At 69.8% G+C, this 20,681-nt stretch carries 3 protein-coding genes; all 3 read left to right on the top strand.

Going from position 1 to position 20,681, the window contains the following annotated elements; genetic code table 11:
- Window positions 1-2 precede the first annotated feature (2 nt).
- Window positions 3-17,561 (top strand): non-ribosomal peptide synthase/polyketide synthase, encoded by a 17,559-nt coding sequence (locus ACFPZ3_RS15335; protein WP_379514759.1) that lies wholly within the window; start codon window positions 3-5, stop codon window positions 17,559-17,561.
- Window positions 17,562-17,571: 10 nt separating this feature from the next.
- Window positions 17,572-17,790: an MbtH family protein gene (locus tag ACFPZ3_RS15330; RefSeq protein ID WP_379514758.1), complete on the top strand. Its 219-nt coding sequence runs from the start codon at window positions 17,572-17,574 to the stop codon at window positions 17,788-17,790.
- Window positions 17,791-17,932: 142 nt separating this feature from the next.
- On the top strand, window positions 17,933-20,681 hold a 2,749-nt coding region (locus ACFPZ3_RS15325; protein ID WP_379514757.1), incomplete at its 3' end, for a non-ribosomal peptide synthetase.

The following is a 20,681-nucleotide window of genomic DNA, read 5'->3' as shown; positions in this document are numbered from 1 at the left end:
TGGTGAGCCGGGTTCGTCGGGCTTTTGGGGTGGAGCTGCCGATTGTGGCGGTGTTTGAGTCTCCGACGGTGGCGGGGTTGGCTGGTCGTCTGGAGGCCGGTGGGGGTCCGGTGCGGGCGGTGCTGGGGGTGCGGGATCGGCCGTTGGTGGTGCCGGTGTCGTTTGCTCAGCGGCGGTTGTGGTTTTTGCATCGGTTGGAGGGGCCGTCGGCGACGTACAACATGCCGTTGGCGTTGCGGTTGTCGGGGCGGTTGGATCCGGGGGTGTTGCGGGCGGCGCTGGCTGATGTGGTGGGCCGGCATGAGTCGTTGCGGACGGTTTTCGTCGAGGTGGATGGTGAGCCGGCGCAGCGGGTGGTCGAGGCGGGGGAGGCGGATTTCGGCTGGCGGGTGTCGCGGGTCGGTGAGCGGGAGCTTGCTGCGGCGTTGGAGGGGGCGGCCCGGTACGGGTTTGATCTGTCGGCGGAGATTCCGGTGCGGGTCACCCTGTTCGAGCTCGGCGCGGATGAGTATGTGCTGTTGTTGCTGATCCACCACATCGCCGGCGACGGCTGGTCACTGGCGCCGCTGGCCCGTGACGTGCTCACCGCCTACACCGCGCGCGCGGCGGGGCAGGCGCCGGCGTGGGAGCCGCTGCCGGTGCAGTACGCCGACTACACCCTGTGGCAGCGGGAGTTGCTGGGGGAGGAGTCCGACTCGGACAGTGCCTTCGCCGAGCAGGTGGAGTACTGGAAGCGGCAGCTGACGGGCCTGCCCGAGCGGCTCGATCTCCCCACCGACCGGCCCCGACCGTCGGTCGCCTCCTACCAGGGCGCGACCGTGCCATTCCACCTGGACGCCGCGTTGCACCGGGACCTGGTCGAGCTGGCCCGCCAGTCGGGCGCGACGGTGTTCATGGTGTTGCAGGCGGCGATGGCCGCGCTGTTCACCCGGCTGGGCGCCGGCACCGACATCGCGCTGGGCAGCGGTGTCGCGGGCCGCACCGATGATGCCCTCGAGGATCTGGTCGGGCTCTTCGTCAACACGGTGGTGCTGCGTACCGACACCTCCGGCGATCCCACCTTCGCCGAACTGCTGGATCAGGTGCGGCACACCAGCCTGGACGCCTACCAACACCAGGACGTGCCCTTCGAGCACCTGGTGGAAGTCCTCAACCCCAACCGCTCCACCGCCCACCACTCCCTCTTCCAAGTGATGCTCACGCTGCACAACGCCCCCGAGGGACATTTCGACCTGCCCGGACTGCGGGTCGGCGTCGAGAACGTCGAGCTCGGCATCACCCGGCTCGACCTCTGGGTCAACGTGCTCGAGCGGCACCACGAGGACGGCGCCGCGGCCGGCGTGGACGTGCTGGCCGAGTACGCGGTGGACCTGTTCGACCAGAGCACCGTCGAGAGCCTGCTATCCCGGTGGGCGCGGCTCATCGGCGAGGTGCTGGCCGACGCGTCCCTCCCCGTCAGCCGGATACCGCTGCTGGACCAGGCCGAAGCCGAGCGGATGCTGATGACCTGGAACGACACCACGCGTCCGGTACCCGCTGCCACCGTTCCCGAACTCTTCGCCGCGCAGGCCGCCAGGACCCCCGCCGGCATCGCGGTGGCTTCGCTCACCTACGCGGAGCTGGACCGGCGCTCCAACCGCCTGGCCCGGTGGCTGATCGAGCACGAAGTGCGCCCGGACACCCACGTGGCACTGGTGCTGCCACGGTCGGTGGAGCTGGTGGTGGCCGTGCTGGCCGTGTGGAAGGCCGGCGGCGCCTACGTACCCATCGATCCGGCGCACCCGAAGGAGCGGATCGCCGCCCTCCTCACCGACCTGAAGCCGGTGCTGGTGCTCCGCGACCTGCCCGAAACACTGGCCCATGACGACGGCCCCGTGCCCTGCCCGGCGGTGCCGGCGAACGCGGCGTACGTGATCTACACCTCCGGGTCGACCGGGACGCCGAAGGGCGTGGTGGTCAGCCACGGCAACATCGTGAACCTGGCCCTGGACCACATTGAGCGCCTCGGCGTCGACCAGCACAGCACGGTGCGGCAATTGGTTTCGCCGAGTTTCGACGTGTCCGTCGCCGACCTGGTGATCAGTCTGCTCAGCGGTGCCGAACTGGTGCTGGGCGAGGGCGACGCGACCCACGTGCAGGTGCCGGCCGCGGTGCTGGAAACGATGCCGGACATGCCGGGCCTGCGATGCGTGGTGAGTGGAGGTGAGGCGCTGTCCGCCGCGGTGGCCGAGACCTGGACCGAGCGGGTCCGGCTGCACAACGCGTACGGCCCGACCGAGACCACCGTCGCCGCGACCGTCGGGACCTGGCCGGCCATCGGTACGCCGATCACGAACACCCAGGTGTACGTGCTGGACGAGGCACTGCGACCGGTGCCGGTCGGCGTATCCGGCGAGCTGTACGTGGCCGGCGCCGGGGTGGCCCGCGGATACGCACACCAGCCCGCCCTGACCGCGGAACGGTTTGTGGCCAGCCCGTTCGCCGCCGGCCAGCGGATGTACCGCACCGGAGACCTGGCGCGATGGACCGCCGACGGACGGCTGCTGTTCGCCGGCCGAGTCGACGAGCAGGTGAAGCTGCGCGGCTTCCGGGTCGAGCCCGGCGAGGTGCAGGCGATGCTGGCCGCGCACCCGGCGGTACTCCAGGCGGTGGTGATCGCCGACGCCCAGCAATTGGTCGGCTACTTCGTGCCCGCCACCGACGTGGAGCCCGTCGAACTGCGCGCCTACCTGGCGGACCGGCTGCCCGACTACCTGGTTCCGGCCACGTTGGTGCCGCTTGACGGGGTGCCGCTGACACCGAACGGGAAGGTGGACCGGCGCGCGTTGCTCAAGCCGGAGCACGTCGGCGACGGCGGCGAGTTCATGGGCCCGCGCACGCCCGTGGAAGAAGTTCTGTGCGGACTGTTCGCCGGGCTCCTGGAAGTGGACCGGGTCGGCATCCACGACAGTTTCTTCGACCGTGGCGGGCATTCGTTGCTCGCGACCCGGTTGGTAGGCAGGCTCCGGTCCGCGTTCGGGACGGAGGTGCCGATCGCGGCCGTCTTCGAGACCCCGACCGTGGCAGGTCTGGCCGCGAGCATAGGCGCCGGCGCCGGCGCATCGACCCGGCCGGCGTTGGTGGCGCAGCAGCGGCCCGAGGTGGTGCCGTTGTCGTTCGCGCAGCGCCGGCTGTGGTTCCTGCACCACTTGGAAGGGCCGAGCGCGACGTACAACATGCCCCTGGTCCTGCGGCTGAGCGGGAAGCTGGACCCGCAGGTCCTGCGGGCCGCGCTGGCCGACGTGATCGGCCGGCACGAGTCACTGCGCACGATCTTCGCCGAGGCGGACGGCGAGCCGGCGCAGCAGGTGGTCGACCTGGCCCGGATCGACTTCGGCTGGCAGGTACGGCGGGCGACCCAGGACACCCTGACCACCGACCTCCGCGACGAGGTCCGGCACGCCTTCGACCTGGCCCGGCAGATCCCGGTCCGCGTCACCCTGTTCGACTGCGGCGGCGACGAGTACGTGCTGCTGATGCTGATCCACCACATCGCCGGTGACGGCTGGTCGATGGGCCCGCTGGCCCGTGACGTGCTCACCGCCTACACCGCGCGCGCGGCGGGGCAGGCGCCGGCGTGGGAGCCGCTGCCGGTGCAGTACGCCGACTACACATTGTGGCAGCGGCAGCTGCTGGGAGCCGATCACGACCCGGACAGCGCGTTCGCCCAGCAGGTGGATTACTGGACCCGGCAGCTGGCCGGGCTGGCCGAGCAGCTCAGCCTGCCCACGGACCGGCCCCGCCCGCCGGTGGCGTCCTACCGGGGCGCCTACCTGAGCTTCCAGCTCGACGCCGGACTGCACCGGGGCATCGTCCGGCTGGCCAGGCAGTCCGGCGCCACGGTGTTCATGGTGTTGCAGGCCGCCACGGCCGCCCTGCTGACCCGGCTGGGCGCCGGCACCGACGTCCCGCTGGGATCGCCGGTCGCGGGACGCACCGATGACGCCCTTGAGGATCTGGTCGGGTTCTTCGTCAACACCCTGGTGCTGCGCACCGACACCGCCGGCGATCCCACCTTCGCCGAACTGCTGGACCGGGTCCGGCGCACCAGCCTGGAGGCCTACGCACACCAGGACGTGCCCTTCGAGTACCTGGTGGAAAGGCTGAACCCCAACCGTTCCACCGCCCACCACCCGCTGATCCAGGTGATCGTGGGCCTGCAGAACGCCACCACGGCGGACTTCGCCCTGCCCGGCATCAGGGTCGGACTCGAGCAGGTCGACCTGGACGTGTCCAAGGTCGACTTCGAGATCAGCGCCATGGAACACCACGACGGCACCGGTGAGCCCACCGGAATCGAGGCGCTGGCGCAGTATTCGACCGACCTGTTCGATCGGAGCACGGTCGAGACGCTGGTGGCGCGGTGGGTGCTGCTGTTGGAGCAGGTGGTGGGCGATCCCGGGCGGCGGATCGGGCAGGTGGAGATTCTGTCCGGGGCGGAGCGGTCGGAGTTGGTGTCGGGGTGGAATGACACCGCGGCTGAGGTGCCGGAGCTGGGCTTGGCCGGTCTGTTCGGGCGGTGGGTGGAGCGCACTCCGGATGCGACTGCTGTCGTTTGCGGTGGTGAGTCGGTCACCTACGCCGAGTTGGACGCCAGGGCGAACCAGCTGGCGCATTGGCTGATCGCTCGGGGTGTGCGGCCGGAGCATCGGGTCGGTGTGTTGCTGCCGCGGTCGGTTGACCTTGTGGTGGCGGTGCTGGCGATCGGTAAGGCTGGCGGCGCGTATGTGCCGGTGGATCCGGACTATCCGGTGGAGCGGCGTGAGTTCATGCTGGCCGACGCCGCCCCGGTCGTAGTGCTGGAGGAGCTGCCGGACGTGTCCGGCTATCCCGCGACCGCTCCTGGAGTGGAGCAGGAGTTGTCGGGGGCGGCGTATGTGATCTACACCTCGGGCTCGACCGGCACCCCCAAGGGTGTGGTGGTCTCTCACGCGGGCGCGGCGAGCCTGGCGCGGTCGCAGGCGGAGCGGTTGGGGGTTTCGGCTTCGTCTCGGGTGTTGCAGTTTGCTTCGCCGAGTTTCGATGCGGCGTTCTGGGAGCTGGTGCTGGCGTTGGCTTCGGGGGCGGCGTTGGTGGTGGCGGCGGAGTCTGCGCCGTTGGCGGGTGAGGTGCTGGAGCGGGTGCTGGCCGAGCAGCAAGTGTCGCATGTGACGTTGCCGCCGTCGGTGCTGGCGGGGGTGCCGGATCCGGATCGGCTGCCGGATCTGGCGGTCGTGGTGGTGGCGGGGGAGGCGTGTCCGCCGGGGTTGGTGGCGCGCTGGTCTTCGGGCCGGCGGTTCGTCAATGCGTACGGGCCGACGGAGTCGACGGTGTGCGCGTCGATGAGCGGTGCGTTGTCGGCGGTTGATGTGGCGCCGATCGGCACGCCGGTGGCGAACACCCGGCTGTACGTCCTCGACGCCCAGCTGCGTCCGGTCCCCGCCGGGGTGCCGGGCGAGTTGTACATCGCGGGAGCGAGCCTGGCCCGGGGCTATGCCAACCGGACCGGGCTGACCGCGGAGCGTTTCGTGGCGTGCCCGTTCGCCGCCGGCGAGCGGATGTACCGCACCGGCGACGTGGTGCGCCGCCGCGCGGACGGCCAGCTTGAGTTCGTCGGCCGCTCCGACGAGCAGGTCAAGGTACGCGGCTTCCGGATCGAACCCGGCGAGGTCGAAGTGGCTTTGGCCGCGCACCCCGGAATCCGGCAGGCGGTGGTGATCGCCCGCGAGGACACCCCCGGCGACGCCCGCCTGGTCGCCTACATCGTGGGCGAACCCGACGCTGTTCCGGCCGACCTGCTGAGCAGGCTGGCCCAGCAGGTACCCGAATACCTGGTGCCGTCCGCCATCGTGTCCCTGGAGACGATGCCGCTCACGCCGAACGGCAAGATCGACCGCGCGGCCCTGCCCAAGCCGGACTACAGCGGCGCCGATGGCGGCCGCGCGCCACGGAACAGGCAGGAGGAAATCCTCTGCGGCCTGTTCGCCGAAATCCTGGAACTGGACCGGGTGAGCATCGACGACAGCTTCTTCGACCTGGGCGGCCATTCGCTGCTGGCCACCCGGCTGGTCAGCCGGATCAGGAGCGTGCTGCACGTCGAACTGCCCTTCCGGCTGCTGTTCGAGTCCCCGACCGTGGCCGGCCTGGTGGAACGGCTGGACATCGACGAGAGCGAGGTGCGGACCGCGCTGGTGCCGATGCCGCGGCCGGAGGCGATCCCGCTGTCCTTCGCGCAGCGCCGGCTGTGGTTCCTGCACCAGATGGAAGGGCCGAGCGCCACCTACAACGTGCCGCTGCCGCTGCGGCTGTCCGGGAACCTCGACCCGGCCGTGTTGCGAGCCGCCCTGCTCGACGTGATCGGCCGGCACGAATCGCTGCGGACGGTCTTCACCGAGGTGAACGGCGAACCCCGGCAGGTGATCCTGGACCCGGCCCAGGTCGACTTCGGCTGGCAGGTCAGCCAGGTCACCGAGCCCGACCTGCCGGGCGCACTCGAGGCCGCCGCCGGCCACGCGTTCGACCTGGCCACGGAAGTCCCCATCCGGGCCTGGCTGTTCGAGGTCTCCGCCGAATCGTGGGTGCTGGTCCTACTGCTGCACCACATCGCCAGCGACGGCTGGTCGATGGGCCCGCTGGCCCGTGACGTGCTCACCGCCTACACCGCTCGCGCCGCCGGGCACGCGCCGAGCTGGGAACCGCTGCCGGTCCAGTACGCCGACTACAGCCTCTGGCAGTGGCAGCTGCTCGGCGACGAGAACGACCCGGACAGCGTGCTCGGCCGGCAGCTCGCCTACTGGACCCGGCAACTGGCCGGGCTGCCCGAGCAGATCACGCTGCCCACCGACAAGCCCCGCCCGGCAGTCGCCTCGTACCGGGGTTCGTACGTGAACTTCCAGTTCGACGCCGAGCTGCACCAGGCGCTGGACGACCTGGCCCTGCAGTCGGGTGCCACCGTGTTCATGGTCCTGCAGGCGGCGGTCGCCGGCCTGCTGACCAGGCTGGGCGCCGGAACGGACATCCCGATCGGGTCGCCGATCGCGGGCCGGATGGACGAAGCCCTGGATGACCTGGTGGGCTTCTTCGTCAACACGCTGGTGTTGCGCACCGACACCGCCGGGAACCCCTCGTTCGAGGAACTGGTGGACCGGGTCCGCCAGACGAGCCTGGACGCCTACGCCCACCAGGACATTCCTTTCGAGCACCTCGTGGAGGTGCTCAACCCCCGGCGCTCACGGGCCTACCACCCGCTGTTCCAGGTGATGCTGGTCCAGCAGGACAACCCCAGCGAGCAGTTCACCGTGCCAGGAACCCAGGTCGGCGCGGAGCAACTCGACTTCGACGCCGCCAAGGTCGACCTGTCCGTCCACGTGGTCGAGCACCACGACGAGATGGGCGTGCCCGCCGGCGTGAGCGGCGCGATCAAGTACTCCACCGACGTGTTCAGCGCGGCCGCGGCCGAAACGCTGATGGCCCGCTTCGCTCGGCTGCTCGAACAGTTCGTCGCCGACCCCAGCAGGCCCATCGGACACGCCGAGCTGCTCACCGAAACCGAGCGGGTCGAGCTCCTCTCCGGAAAGAACGACACAGCCGTGGACACCCCCGAACTGACCCTGACCGAACTGTTCCAGCAGCAGGCACGCCGGGCACCGGACGCCGTGGCGGTGGTCGCCGGTGGGGAGTCGGTGTCGTATGGGGAGTTGAATGTCCGGGCGAATCGGCTGGCGCATTGGTTGGTGGAGCGGGGGGTTGGTCCGGAGGTTTTGGTGGGGGTGGTGTTGCCGCGGTCGGTGGATTTGGTGGTCGCGGTGTTGGGGGTGTTGAAGGCCGGTGGGGCGTATGTGCCGGTGGATCCGGAGTATCCGGTGGAGCGGGTTTCGGCGACGTTGGCGGATGCCGCCCCGGTGTTGGTGCTGGAGGAGCTGCCGGATGTTGCCGGTTATCCGGCGGTTAATCCGGTTTCGCGGGTGGAGTGGGCGAATCCGGCGTATGTGATTTACACCTCTGGGTCGACCGGCAAGCCCAAGGGTGTGGTGGTGGAGCATGGCGCGGTCGCGAATTACGTGAATTGGGCGGTGCATCAGTATCCGGCGGCGCGGGGGGCGACGCTGGTGCATTCGTCGATCGCGTTTGATCTGACGGTGACGGGGTTGTTCACGACGTTGTTGTCGGGTGGCCGGGTGTATTTGTCGCGGTTGGAGGACGTGTCGGGGGTTCCGGGGGTGCCGGTGGCGTTTGCCAAGGCGACTCCTTCGCATCTGCCGTTGCTGGAGGGGCTGGCTGAGGACTGGTCGCCCGGGGAGATGCTGATTCTGGGTGGGGAGGCGCTGTCGGGTGAGGTGGTCGCGGAATGGCGGCGGGCTCATCCCGGGGTGACGGTGGTCAACGCGTATGGCCCGACGGAGCTGACCGTCAACTGCACCGACTTCCGGATCGGGCCGCGGGTTGTGGTGAGTCCTGGGCCGGTGCCGATCGGCCGTCCGTTCTGGAATGTGCGGGCGTATGTGCTGGATGCCGAGTTGCGTCCGGTGCCTGCTGGTGTGGTGGGTGAGTTGTATGTGTCGGGGGCGCAGGTGGCTCGCGGGTATCGGGGTCGGTCGGGGTTGACGGCGGAGCGTTTTGTGGCGTGTCCGTTTGAGTCTGGTACGCGGATGTATCGGACCGGGGATTTGGTGCGGTGGACGGCTGAGGAGCAGTTGGAGTTCGTCGGCCGGGCGGATGAGCAGGTGAAGGTTCGGGGGTTCCGGATCGAGCCGGGTGAGGTGCGGGCGGTGCTGGTGGCGCATCCGCTGGTGGCTCAGGCGGTGGTCGTTGTTCGTGAGGACGCGCCGGGGGATCGGCGGCTGGTGGGGTATGTGGTGCCGGCCGCGGATGGGCTCGATGTGCGGGCGGTGCGTTCGTTCGTGGCGGAGCGGTTGCCGGAGTACATGGTGCCGGCGGCGGTGGTGGTGATCGATGCGGTGCCGTTGACGCCGAACGGCAAGGTGGATCGCAAGGCGCTGCCGGCTCCGGACTTCGGGTCGGTGGCCGCAGGGCGGGCGCCTCGCACGCCGCAGGAGGAGGTGCTGGCGGCCCTGTTCGCCGAGGTACTCGGCCTCGAACGCGTCAGCGTCGAAGCCGGCTTCTTCGACCTCGGCGGGCATTCCTTGCTGGCCACCCGCCTGATCGCCAGGATCCGCACCGTACTCGGCGTCGAACTGCCCATCAGAGCCGTCTTCGCCACACCCACCGTGGCCGAACTGGCCACGCTGCTCGACTCCGGCGGCCAGGCGCGTCCCGCCCTGACCCCGATGCCCCGTCCGGAGGTGCTGCCGCTGTCCTTCGCGCAGCTCCGGCTGTGGTTCCTGCACCAGATGGAGGGGCCGAGCGCGACGTACAACTGGCCGTTCGCGGTGCGCCTGTCCGGGCAGGTGGACCACGCGGCACTCGGCGCGGCGCTGCGGGACGTCTTCAGCCGGCACGAATCGCTGCGTACCGTCTTTCCCGAGGTGGACGGCGAGCCTCGGCAGATCGTGCTCGACCTGGACCAGGCGGGCCTGGAACTCAGCGTCGTCCCGGTGGCCGCGGACCGGCTGGACCAGGCGGTCCGGGAGGCGGTAGGCCACCGCTTCGACCTGGTCGCAGCACCACCCGTCCGCGCCTGGCTGTTCGTCACCGAGGACGGGGCCGAGCAGGTGCTGGTCCTGCTGCTGCACCACATCGCCGGCGACGGCTCGTCCCGCGCGCCCCTGATGCACGATCTCGGCCTGGCCTACCAGGCACGACTGCAGGGCAGGGAGCCGGACTGGACGCCGCTGCCGGTCCAGTACGCCGACTACTCGATCTGGCAACGGGACCTGTTCGGTGACCTGGACGACCCGGACAGTCTCGCCGGGCAGCAACTGGCGTTCTGGAAGGACGCCCTGGCCGGCATGCCGGCTCAAATCAGCCTGCCCACCGACCGCCCCCGGCCGGCGGTGGCCAGCTTCCGCGGGGACGCGGTGTCGTTCACCCTGGACGCCGAGTTGCACGAGGCTCTGGCCGACCTCGCCGCCCGGCACCAGACCACGCTCTTCATGGTGCTCCAGTCGGCGTTCGCCGCGCTGCTCACCCGGACCGGCGCCGGCACCGACATCCCACTCGGCGTCCCGATCGCCGGGCGGACCGACGACGCCCTGCACGAGCTGGTCGGCTTCTTCGTCAACACCCTGGTGCTGCGGACGAACACGGCGGACAACCCCCCGTTCACCGAACTGCTGGCCCGGGTGCGGGCCGCGGACCTGGCCGCGTACGGGCACCAGGACCTGCCGTTCGAGACCCTGGTCGAGGCGATCAACCCGACCCGGTCGCGGTCCAGCAACGCGCTGTTCCAGGTGATGTTCGCGCTGCAGAACGTCGACCTGCCCGCCATGGAGATCTACGACATGGAGGTCGAGCCCTACCCTCTGGAGACCGAGAGCGCCAAGTTCGACCTGTTCCTGAACCTGGTCGAAACGTATACCGATACCGGCGCGCGGGAGGGCCTGGTCGGCGCCTTCGAGTACGCCACCGAGCTGTTCGACCGCGACACCGTGGCGCGGCTGGCGTCCTGGTACCGCAACCTGCTCGAGACGGTGGTGCGCGATCCCTCGGTCCGGATCGGGCAGGCGGAGCTGCTGTCGGCCACGGAACGCGCCCAGCTGCTGGGTGCCACGACCGACGACCCGCCGGCGCCGGAGCCGGTGCACCAGCGGATCGAGCGTCAGGCCGGACGCACTCCGGACGCCGTGGCTGTGCGGTGCGGCGGCGTCGCCCTGAGCTACTCCGAGCTGAACACGCGCGCGAACCGGCTGGCCCGGCTCCTGTCCGCCCGTGGCATCGGCGCCGAACAGGTGGTCGCCCTGGCCCTGCCCCGCTCGGCGGATCTGGTGGTGGCGATGCTCGCGGCGTGGAAGGCCGGCGCGGCGTACCTGCCGTTGGATCCGAGCCATCCGGCGGACCGGCTCGCGTACCTGCTGGCCGACGCGGCCCCTGTGGCCTTGCTCACCACCGCTGAAGTGCTGCGGGACCTGCCCCCGTCCGACGTGCCCGCGCTGCTGCTGGGCGACGCGACGCTCGAAGCCGAGCTGGCCGGGCTCGGCGGCGAGGATCTGGCCGAAGCGGAGCGAGACCCGGACGGCACCGCGTACGTCATCTACACCTCCGGCTCCACCGGCCTCCCCAAGGGTGTGATGATCTCCAGGGAGAGCATCGCCGGTTTCCTGGCCGGCGTCGGGGAGCGGCTGGCCATCACGGCCGCGGACCATCTGGTGGCGGCGACCACGGTCGCCTTCGACATCGCCGCGCTGGAGCTGTTCGCGCCGCTGTGCCACGGCGGCCGCGTGGAGATCGCGCCGACCGAGACGGCCAAGGACCCGGCGGCGCTGTCCTGCCTGATCGCCGATACCGGGGCCACCATCTTCCAGGCCACGCCATCGGTGTATCGGACGATGGTGGCGGTGGCCCCCGAAGGGCTGCGCGGGGTGCGGCTGCTGGTGGGTGGTGAGCAACTGTCCGGCCCTCTGGCGGCGCAGCTGCACGCCGTGGGCAGTGCGGTGGTCAACCTCTACGGGCCGACGGAAGCCACGGTCTGGGCCACGGTCGCCGACATTCCGGCGGCCGAGGACACACCGTCCATCGGGCTGCCGCTGCCCGGGCTGCGGGCCTACGTGCTGGACGCGCGGCTCAACCCGGCCCCGCCCGGCGTGGCCGGCGAACTGTACCTGGCCGGCCCGGCGCTGGCCAGGGGCTACCTCAACCAGCCCGGCCTCACCGCGCAACGCTTCGTCGCCAACCCGTACGTGCCGGGCACCCGGATGTACCGCACAGGCGACCTGGCCCGGTGGCGCGCCAACGGGCTGGACTTCCTGGGCCGGGTCGACGACCAGGTCAAGGTCCGCGGCTTCCGGATCGAACTCGGCGAGATCGAGGCCACCCTGGCCCGGCAGGACGGCATCGCCGAGGCCGCGGTGATGGTCCGCGACGACGGTCCTGACGGGCCGGATCTGGTCGGCTACGTCGTGCCCGAGCCGGGCTGGCTCGCCGGCCGGGACACCGCCGAAGAGGATGGACAGGTCGGTTCCTGGCAGCAGGTGTACGACTCGGTGTACCAGGACCAGGCCGGCTCCGATGACTTCTGGGAGAGCTTCGGCGTCTGGAAGAGCAGCTACGACGGCTCGCCGATCCCCCTGTCGGAGATGCTGCGGTGGCGGGCGGCGGCGGTCGAGGAGATCCTGCGGCTGAAGCCGGAGAACGTGCTCGAAATCGGCGTCGGCAACGGCCTGATCCTTTCTCAGGTGGCGCCGCACTGCGCGTCGTACTGGGGCACCGACCTGTCATCCACCGCCATCGACGGGCTGCGGGCCGCACTGCGCGATCATGACACGCTCGTCTCGTGGACCACGCTGCGGGTGCAGCCGGCCGATGATCCCACCGGGCTGCCCCGGGACTTCTTCGACACCATCGTCGTCAACTCGGTGGTCCAGTACTTCCCGCGCGTCGACTATCTGATCGACGTCATCCGCACGTGCATGGACCTGCTGACCCCCGGCGGCTCTCTCTACCTGGGCGACATCCGTAACCTGCGGCTGCTGCGCACCCTGCAGGCGGGCGTCGTCGGCCACCGGTTCGACCTCGGCACCGAGGCGAGCGCCGCGCGGGCGGTGCTCGACCAGAAGGTCATGGTGGAAGAGGAGCTGCTGCTCGACCCGGACTTCTTCGTCAGCCTGGGCGAGAGCATCGCGGACATCGGCGGTGTCGACATCCGGCTCAAGCGCGGTGCGTTCGACAATGAGCTCTCCCGCTTCCGGTACGAGGTAGTGATCTGCAAGTCACCGCTGGAGCCGGTTCGGGCCGAGCTGCCCGAGATCCACTGGGAGGAGACCGGCGCCGATCCCGACCGGATCCCGGCACTCCTGCGCGACCACCCGCACGGAATCCGGGTCAACGCCGTGCCGAACGGCCGCCTGCGGGCGGACTCCGCGGCGCTGCGGGCACTCCGGCCCGGTCCGGCGGCGGGCGGTGCCGGACTCGATCCCGAGCAGGTGCACGCCCTGGCCGCCGCGGCCGGATTCCAGGCCGTGCTCACCTGGTCGGCGCGGGAGGACTGCTTCGACGCGGTGCTGCTGCCCGCCGCCCACACGGGCCCCGTGGCGGCGTACCGGGGAACCGCGCCAGGTCAGGGCCATGCGGCATACGCGAACAATCCGGCGGGGTCGCGAAGGCTGGTGGAACTCAACCGCGAGCTGCGGCTGCGGCTGCGTACCTGGCTGCCGGAACACATGGTGCCGGCGGCGTTCATGCTGCTCGACGAACTGCCGTTGTCGCCGATCGGCAAGCTGGACCGGCAGGCGTTGCCCGCGCCCGACTATGGGCTGCTCAGCACCGGACGGGAACCGCGGACACCCCAGGAAGAGGTGCTGTGCGGCTTGTTCGCCGAGGTGCTCGGCCTGGAGCGGGTGGGCATCGACGACAGCTTCTTCGAGCTGGGTGGCCACTCGCTGCTGGCCACCCGCCTGGTGAGCCGGATCAGGACCGCGTTCGGCGTCGAGTTGCCGATCGGGGCCGTGTTCGAGGCCCCGACCGTGGCCGACCTGGTCCGGCATCTGCACGGCGGTGACCAGGCCCGCACGACACTGCGGCAGGTCGCCCGCCCGGACGTGGTGCCGCTGTCGTTCGCACAACGCCGGTTGTGGTTCCTGTACCGCCTCGAAGGGCCGTCGGCCACCTACAACATGCCGCTGGCCCTGCGGATCTCCGGTCCGCTGGACCACGACGCGCTCCGCGACGCCGTACGCGACGTGATGATCAGGCACGAAACCCTGCGCACCGTGTTCCCCGAGGTCGACGGCGTACCCGAGCAACGGGTGCTGGACGCGGTCGAGCCGCCGTGGGAGCGGCGCCCGGTGACCGAGGCGGAGCTGACCGGGACGCTGTCGGCCGCCGTCGGCCACGGCTTCGACCTGGCCACCGAGATACCACTCCGCACGTGGCTGTTCGACGTCGCCGACGGCGACGCGGTGCTGCTCGTCCTGGTCCATCACATCGCCTGCGACGGCTGGTCGACGGCCCCGCTGGTACGCGACCTCGGCATCGCCTACGCCGCGCGGTCCGCCGGTCAGGCACCGAAGTGGGCGGAACTGCCGGTGCAGTACGCCGACTACACCGAGTGGCAACGGCAGGCCCTGGGTTCCGAGGAGGACCCGGACAGCGTGATCTCGGGGCAGGTGGCGTTCTGGCGGCAGAACCTCGCCGGAGCGCCGGAGGAGCTGGCGTTGCCGCGCGACCGGCGCCGCCCGGCCCAGCCCAGCCACGCCGGTGGGATGGTCGGTTTCCGGCTGCCCATGGACGTGCACCGGGCACTGGCGAACGTGGCGGCCGAGTCCGGCGCCAGCGTGTTCATGACGGTGCAGGCGGCGATCGCCGGGCTGCTGTCCCGGCTGGGCGCGGGCGACGACATCGTGCTGGGGGCGCCGAGCGCCGGACGCACCGACGAAGCCCTCGACGAGCTGATCGGCTGCTTCATCAACACCCTGGTGTTGCGAACTGACATGTCCGGCACGCCCACCTTCACCGAGCTTGTCGGCCGGGTGCGAGAGACCAACCTGGCAGCGTACGCGCACCAGGATCTGCCCTTCGACCGGCTGGTGGAGATCCTCAACCCGGAACGCTTCGCCAACCTGCACCCGCTGTTCCAGGTGATGCTGACCTTCGGCAACGCCGGCGACCCCGAGCCGGCGTTCCCCGGCCTGGACGCCCGCTTCATCGACGCCGGCTCCAAGGCCGCGCGGCACGACCTGCACTTCATCGTCCACGAGGTGTTCACCGACACCGGCGAGCCGGCCGGGCTGAGCGGTTCGCTGCGCTATGCCACCGACCTGTTCGACCACCGCGCCGCCGAGGCCATCGCGGCCCGGCTGGTCCGGCTGATGGAGCAAGCCGCGGCCCAGCCGCAACGGCCGGTCCACGAGATCGACATCCTCACCGACGCCGAACGGCGCCGGCTGCTGGACACATGGAACGCCACCGATCACCCCGTGCCCGAACTGACCCTGGCCGACCTGTTCGAGGCCCAGGCCGCCACCACCCCCGATGCGGTGGCGGTGGTCGCCGGTGGGGAGTCGGTGTCGTATGGGGAGTTGAATGTCCGGGCGAATCGGTTGGCGCATTGGTTGGTGGAGCGGGGGGTTGGGCCGGAGGTTTTGGTGGGGGTGGTGTTGCCGCGGTCGGTGGATTTGGTGGTCGCGGTGTTGGGGGTGTTGAAGGCCGGTGGGGCGTATGTGCCGGTGGATCCGGAGTATCCGGTGGAGCGGGTTTCGGCGACGTTGGCGGATGCTGCCCCGGTGTTGGTGCTGGAGGAGTTGCCGGATGTTTCGGACTATCCGGGGTCGAATCTGGTTTCGCGGGTGGAGTGGGCGAATCCGGCGTATGTGATTTACACCTCTGGGTCGACCGGTAAGCCCAAGGGTGTGGTGGTGGAGCATGGCGCGGTCGCGAATTACGTGAATTGGGCGGTGCATCAGTATCCGGCGGCGCGGGGGGCGACGCTGGTGCATTCGTCGATCGCGTTTGATCTGACGGTGACGGGGTTGTTCACGACGTTGTTGTCGGGTGGCCGGGTCTATTTGTCGCGGTTGGAGGATGTGTCGGGGGTTCCGGAAGCGCCGGTGGCGTTTGCCAAGGCGACTCCTTCGCACCTGCCGTTGCTGGACGGGCTGGCAGAGGACTGGTCGCCCGAAGAGATGCTGATCCTGGGCGGCGAAGCACTGTCGGGCGAGGTGATCGCCGAGTGGCGGCGGGCTCATCCCGGGGTGACGGTGGTCAACGCCTACGGCCCGACGGAACTGACCGTCAACTGCACCGACTTCCGGATCGGGCCACAGGACGCGGTAAGTCCCGGACCGGTGCCGATCGGCCGTCCGTTCTGGAATGTGCGGGCGTATGTGCTGGATGCCGAGTTGCGTCCGGTGCCTGCCGGTGTGGTGGGTGAGTTGTATGTGTCGGGAGCGCAGGTGGCTCGCGGGTACCGGGGCCGGTCGGGGTTGACGGCGGAGCGTTTTGTGGCGTGTCCGTTTGAGTCTGGTACGCGGATGTATCGGACCGGGGATCTGGTGCGGTGGACGGCTGAGGAGCAGTTGGAGTTCGTCGGCCGGGCGGATGAGCAGGTGAAGGTTCGGGGGTTCCGGATCGAGCCGGGTGAGGTGCGGGCGGTGCTGGCGGCGCATCCGCTGGTGGCTCAGGCGGTCGTGGTGTGTGTGGATGGGCCTGGCGGGGCGCAGTTGGTGGGGTATGTGGTGCCGGCCGCGGATGGGCTCGATGTGCGGGTGGTGCGTTCGTTCGTGGCGGAGCGGTTGCCGGAGTACATGGTGCCGGCGGCGGTGGTGGTGATCGATGCGGTGCCGTTGACGCCGAACGGGAAGGTGGATCGCAAGGCGTTGCCGGCTCCGGACTTCGGGTCGGTGGCTGCCGGTCGGGCGCCTCGCACGCCGCAGGAGGAGGTGCTGGCGGCTCTGTTCGCCGAGGTACTCGGCCTCGAACGCGTCAGCATCGACGACAACTTCTTCGACCTCGGCGGCCACTCGCTCCTGGCGATCCGCCTGATCGGCCGGATCCGCACCGTACTCGGCGGCACCGGACTGCCCATCAGGGCCGTCTTCGCCACACCCACCGTGGCCGAACTCGCCGAACAACTCGGCACCGGAGCCGACACAGGAAGCGCCCTTGAGGTGTTGCTGCCGCTCCGGCCAGGCCGCCGGCAGCAACCACTGTTCTGCATCCACCCCGGCAGCGGGCTGGCCTGGCCCTACGCGGGCCTGCTCCGGCACCTGGACGGCAACCTCCCGGTGTACGGAATCCAGGCTCGCGGCCTGGCCGGCGAGGAGGAACTGCCCGGGTCGGTCGAGGAGATGGCGCGCGACTACCTGGAGCAGATCCTGGCCCGGCAACCCGAAGGCCCGTACTACCTGCTGGGCTGGTCGTTCGGTGGCCGCGTCGCCCACGAGATCGCCGCCCTGCTGGAAGAGAAGGGGCAACAGGTCGGCCTGCTGGTTCTGCTCGACTGCTACCCACGGGAGGTGAAGCTCTTCGAGGAGGGACTGGCCGAGCTCATGACCCGGATCGAGCCCTCAGACGTCTACGGCGGCGTGCTCGAGATGCTGGACATCAAGCTTGAGGACCTCGCCGACGACACCCCGCTCACCTACGAACGACTGCTGGAGCTGCTGCGGGAAAGAGACAGCGCCCTGGCGAACCTGAGCGAGGCGGAGTTCTGGGCAATGGGCCGGATCATCATCAACAACGGCGTGATCGGCAGCCGGTTCACCCATCGCCGCATCTCGGCCGACATCCTGGTGCTGGCGGCGAGCGAGGAACCGGACAGCCCGCTCACCCCCGAGCTGTGGCGCACATACGTGGCCGGCGACATCGACTACCGCGAGATCCCCTGCCGGCACGCGAACATGATGAACCCCGGCCCGCTGGCGGAAGTGGGACCGATCATCGCGGAACGAATCCGGCAGACCATCAACGACCCGAAACACATCACGGAATAAGGAGCACGACATGAGCAACCCCTTCGAGGACCCGGACCGTAACTACCTGGTGCTGGTCAACGACGAGAACCAGCACTCGCTCTGGCCCGCGGACATCGACGTGCCCGCCGGCTGGACCGTGGCCAAGAGCGAAGACACCCGGGCCGCCTGCCTGGAGTACGTCGAGCAGAACTGGACCGATCTGCGTCCTGCGAGCCTGATCAAAGCCATGGACGAAGCTCGCGCCTGAGTAGCCGGGGCGTCAGCCTGCCCATTGTGATCCACCCAGAACGAAAGCGAGCACGACGTTGGACAGCACACGGCCCCGTGACCAGCGCGAAGAAGCACTTTGCGGCCTTTTCGCCGAGGTGTTGGGCGTACCGCAGGTTGGCGTGCACGACAACTTCTTCGAGCTGGGTGGTCACTCGCTCTCGGCCATCCAGTTGCTGGTGCGGGTCCGAAGTGTGATGGGTATCGAACTGCCCATCAAAAGGCTGTTCGACGTGCCGACGGTGGCCGGGCTGACGGCATGGCTGGACCACGGTGAGCACGCTCGCCCCGAACTCGTTCCTGTCGCGCGTCCGGACGTGCTGCCGTTGTCCTTCGCGCAGCGCCGGTTGTGGTTCCTGCACAAGCTGGAGGGCCCGTCGGCGACGTACAACATGCCGTTCGCGCTGCGGGTTTCTGGCGAGGTGGACCGGGAGGCCCTGTACGCGGCCGTACGCGACCTGGTGAATCGGCACGAGGCCCTGCGCACCATGTTCGTCGAAGTCGACGACGAGCCGCGGCAGGTCATCGTGGATGCCGACCAGGCTGACTTCGGCTGGCAGGTGCGGTCGGTCACCCAGGAGGCGCTGCCCCCGGTCCTGGAAGACGCCATCCGCTACGCCTTCGACCTGTCCACTGAGCTGCCGTTCCGCGCCTGCCTCTTCGAGACCGGCGCGGACGAGTCGGTGTTGCTGCTGCTCGTTCATCACATCGCCGGTGACGGCTGGTCGATGGGTCCGCTGTCCCGTGACGTGCTCGCCGCCTATACCGCGCGTGCGGCGGGGCAGGCGCCGGCGTGGGAGCCGCTGCCGGTGCAGTACGTGGATTACACGTTGTGGCAGCGGGAGTTGCTGGGGGAGGAGTCCGATCCGGAGAGTCTGTACTTCCGCCAGGTGGAGTACTGGAAGCGGCAGCTGGCGGGGTTGCCCGAGCAGCTCAATCTGCCGGCGGACCGGCCCCGCCCGCCGATGGCGTCCTATGACGGCGCGCATGTGGTCTTCGAGCTGGACGCGGCGCTGCATCGGCGGTTGGCGGAGCTGGCGCTGGGCGCCAACGCGACGGTGTTCATGGTGTTGCAGGCGGCGACCGCGGCGCTGTTCACCCGGTTGGGCGCGGGCACCGATGTTCCGCTGGGCAGTGTGGCCGCCGGTCGTACCGACCGCGCGCTGGAAGACCTGGTCGGGTTCTTCGTCAACACCTTCGTGTTGCGCACCGACACCTCCGGTGACCCGAGCTTCGCCGAGCTCGTCGCCAGGGTGCGGGAGGCCAGCCTGGCCGCCTACGACCATCATGACGTGCCGTTCGAGCACTTGGTGGAGGTGCTCAACCCGCAACGCTCCACCGCGCACCACCCGTTGTTCCAGGTCGCCTTGGTGCTACAGCCTGAGTCTGAGGAAGACTTCGACGTACCGGGCCTGCAGATCCACGATGAGGACGTCGGCACCGGCACCTCGCGTTTCGACATGATGTTGTCCCTCACCGAACGGTCCGACGGCCCGGACAACACCCCGGCCGGTATCGAGACGGTCGTCGAGTATTCGACGGATCTGTTCGATCGGAGCACGGTCGAGGGGTTGGTGGCGCGGTGGGTGCTGCTGTTGGAGCAGGTGGTGGGCGATCCCGGGCGGCGGATCGGGCAGGTGGAGATCCTGACCGAGGCCGAGCGGTCGGAGTTGCTGCCGGGATGGAACGACACCGCCGCCGACGTGCCGGAGCTGGGCCTGGCCGGTCTGTTCGGGCAGTGGGTGGACCGCACCCCGGACGCGACCGCCGTCGTCCGCGGCAGCGAGTCGCTCACCTACGCCGAGCTGGACGCGCGGGCGAACCAGCTGGCGCACTGGCTGGTCGAGCGCGGTGTGGGGCCGGAGCGGATCGTGGGGTTGACGCTGCCGCGCTCGGTGGAGCTGATGGTGGCGGTACTGGCGATCGGCAAGGCCGGTGGCGCGTATCTGCCGGTGGATCCGGACTATCCGGTGGAGCGGCGCGAATTCATGCTGGCCGACGCCGCCCCGGTGGTGGTGCTGGAGGAGTTGCCGGATGTGTCCGGCTATCCCGCGACCGACCCTGGGGTGGAGCAGGAGTTGTCGGGGGCGGCGTATGTGATCTACACCTCGGGCTCGACCGGCACCCCCAAGGGTGTGGTGGTCTCCCACGCGGGCGTGGCGAGTCTGGCGTTGTCGCAGGCGGAGCGGCTGGAGATCAGCCCGTCGAGCCGGGTGTTGCAGTTCACCTCTCCCAGCTTCGACGTGGCGTTCGGAGAGTTCGTGCTGGCGCTGGCCTCGGGCGCGGCGCTGGTGGTGGCGGAGGAGTCCGTGCCGCTGGTGGGCGACGTACTGGGGCGGGTGCTGGCCGAGCAGCGGGTCTCACACCTTTGCCTGCCCCCGTCGGTGCTGGCGGGGGTGCCGAATCCGGATCGGCTGCCGGACCTGTCGGTCGTGGTGGTGGCGGGGGAGGCGTGCCCGTCAGGGTTGGTGGCGCGCTGGTCTGCCGGTCGGCGGTTCGTGAATGCGTACGGGCCGACGGAGTCGACCGTGTACGCGTCGATCAGCGAGCCGTTGTCGGCGGCTGATGTGGTGTCGATGGGCACGCCGGTGGCGAACACCCGGCTGTACGTCCTCGACGCCCAGCTGCGTCCGGTTCCTGTTGGGGTGCCGGGCGAGTTGTACATCGCGGGAGCGGGTCTGGCCCGGGGGTATTTGAACCGGGCGGGGTTGTCGGCGGAGCGTTTCGTGGCGTGTCCGTTCGCCGCTGGGGAGCGGATGTATCGGACCGGCGACGTGGTGCGCCGGCGCCCGGACGGCTGGCTGGAGTTCGTCGGCCGTGTCGACGAGCAGGTCAAGGTACGCGGCTTCCGCATCGAACCCGGCGAGGTTG

The organism is Nonomuraea insulae (assembly GCF_042656245.1).
The sequence above is the reverse complement of the archived record's forward strand: the minus strand, read 5'-3'. Positions and strand labels throughout refer to the sequence as shown.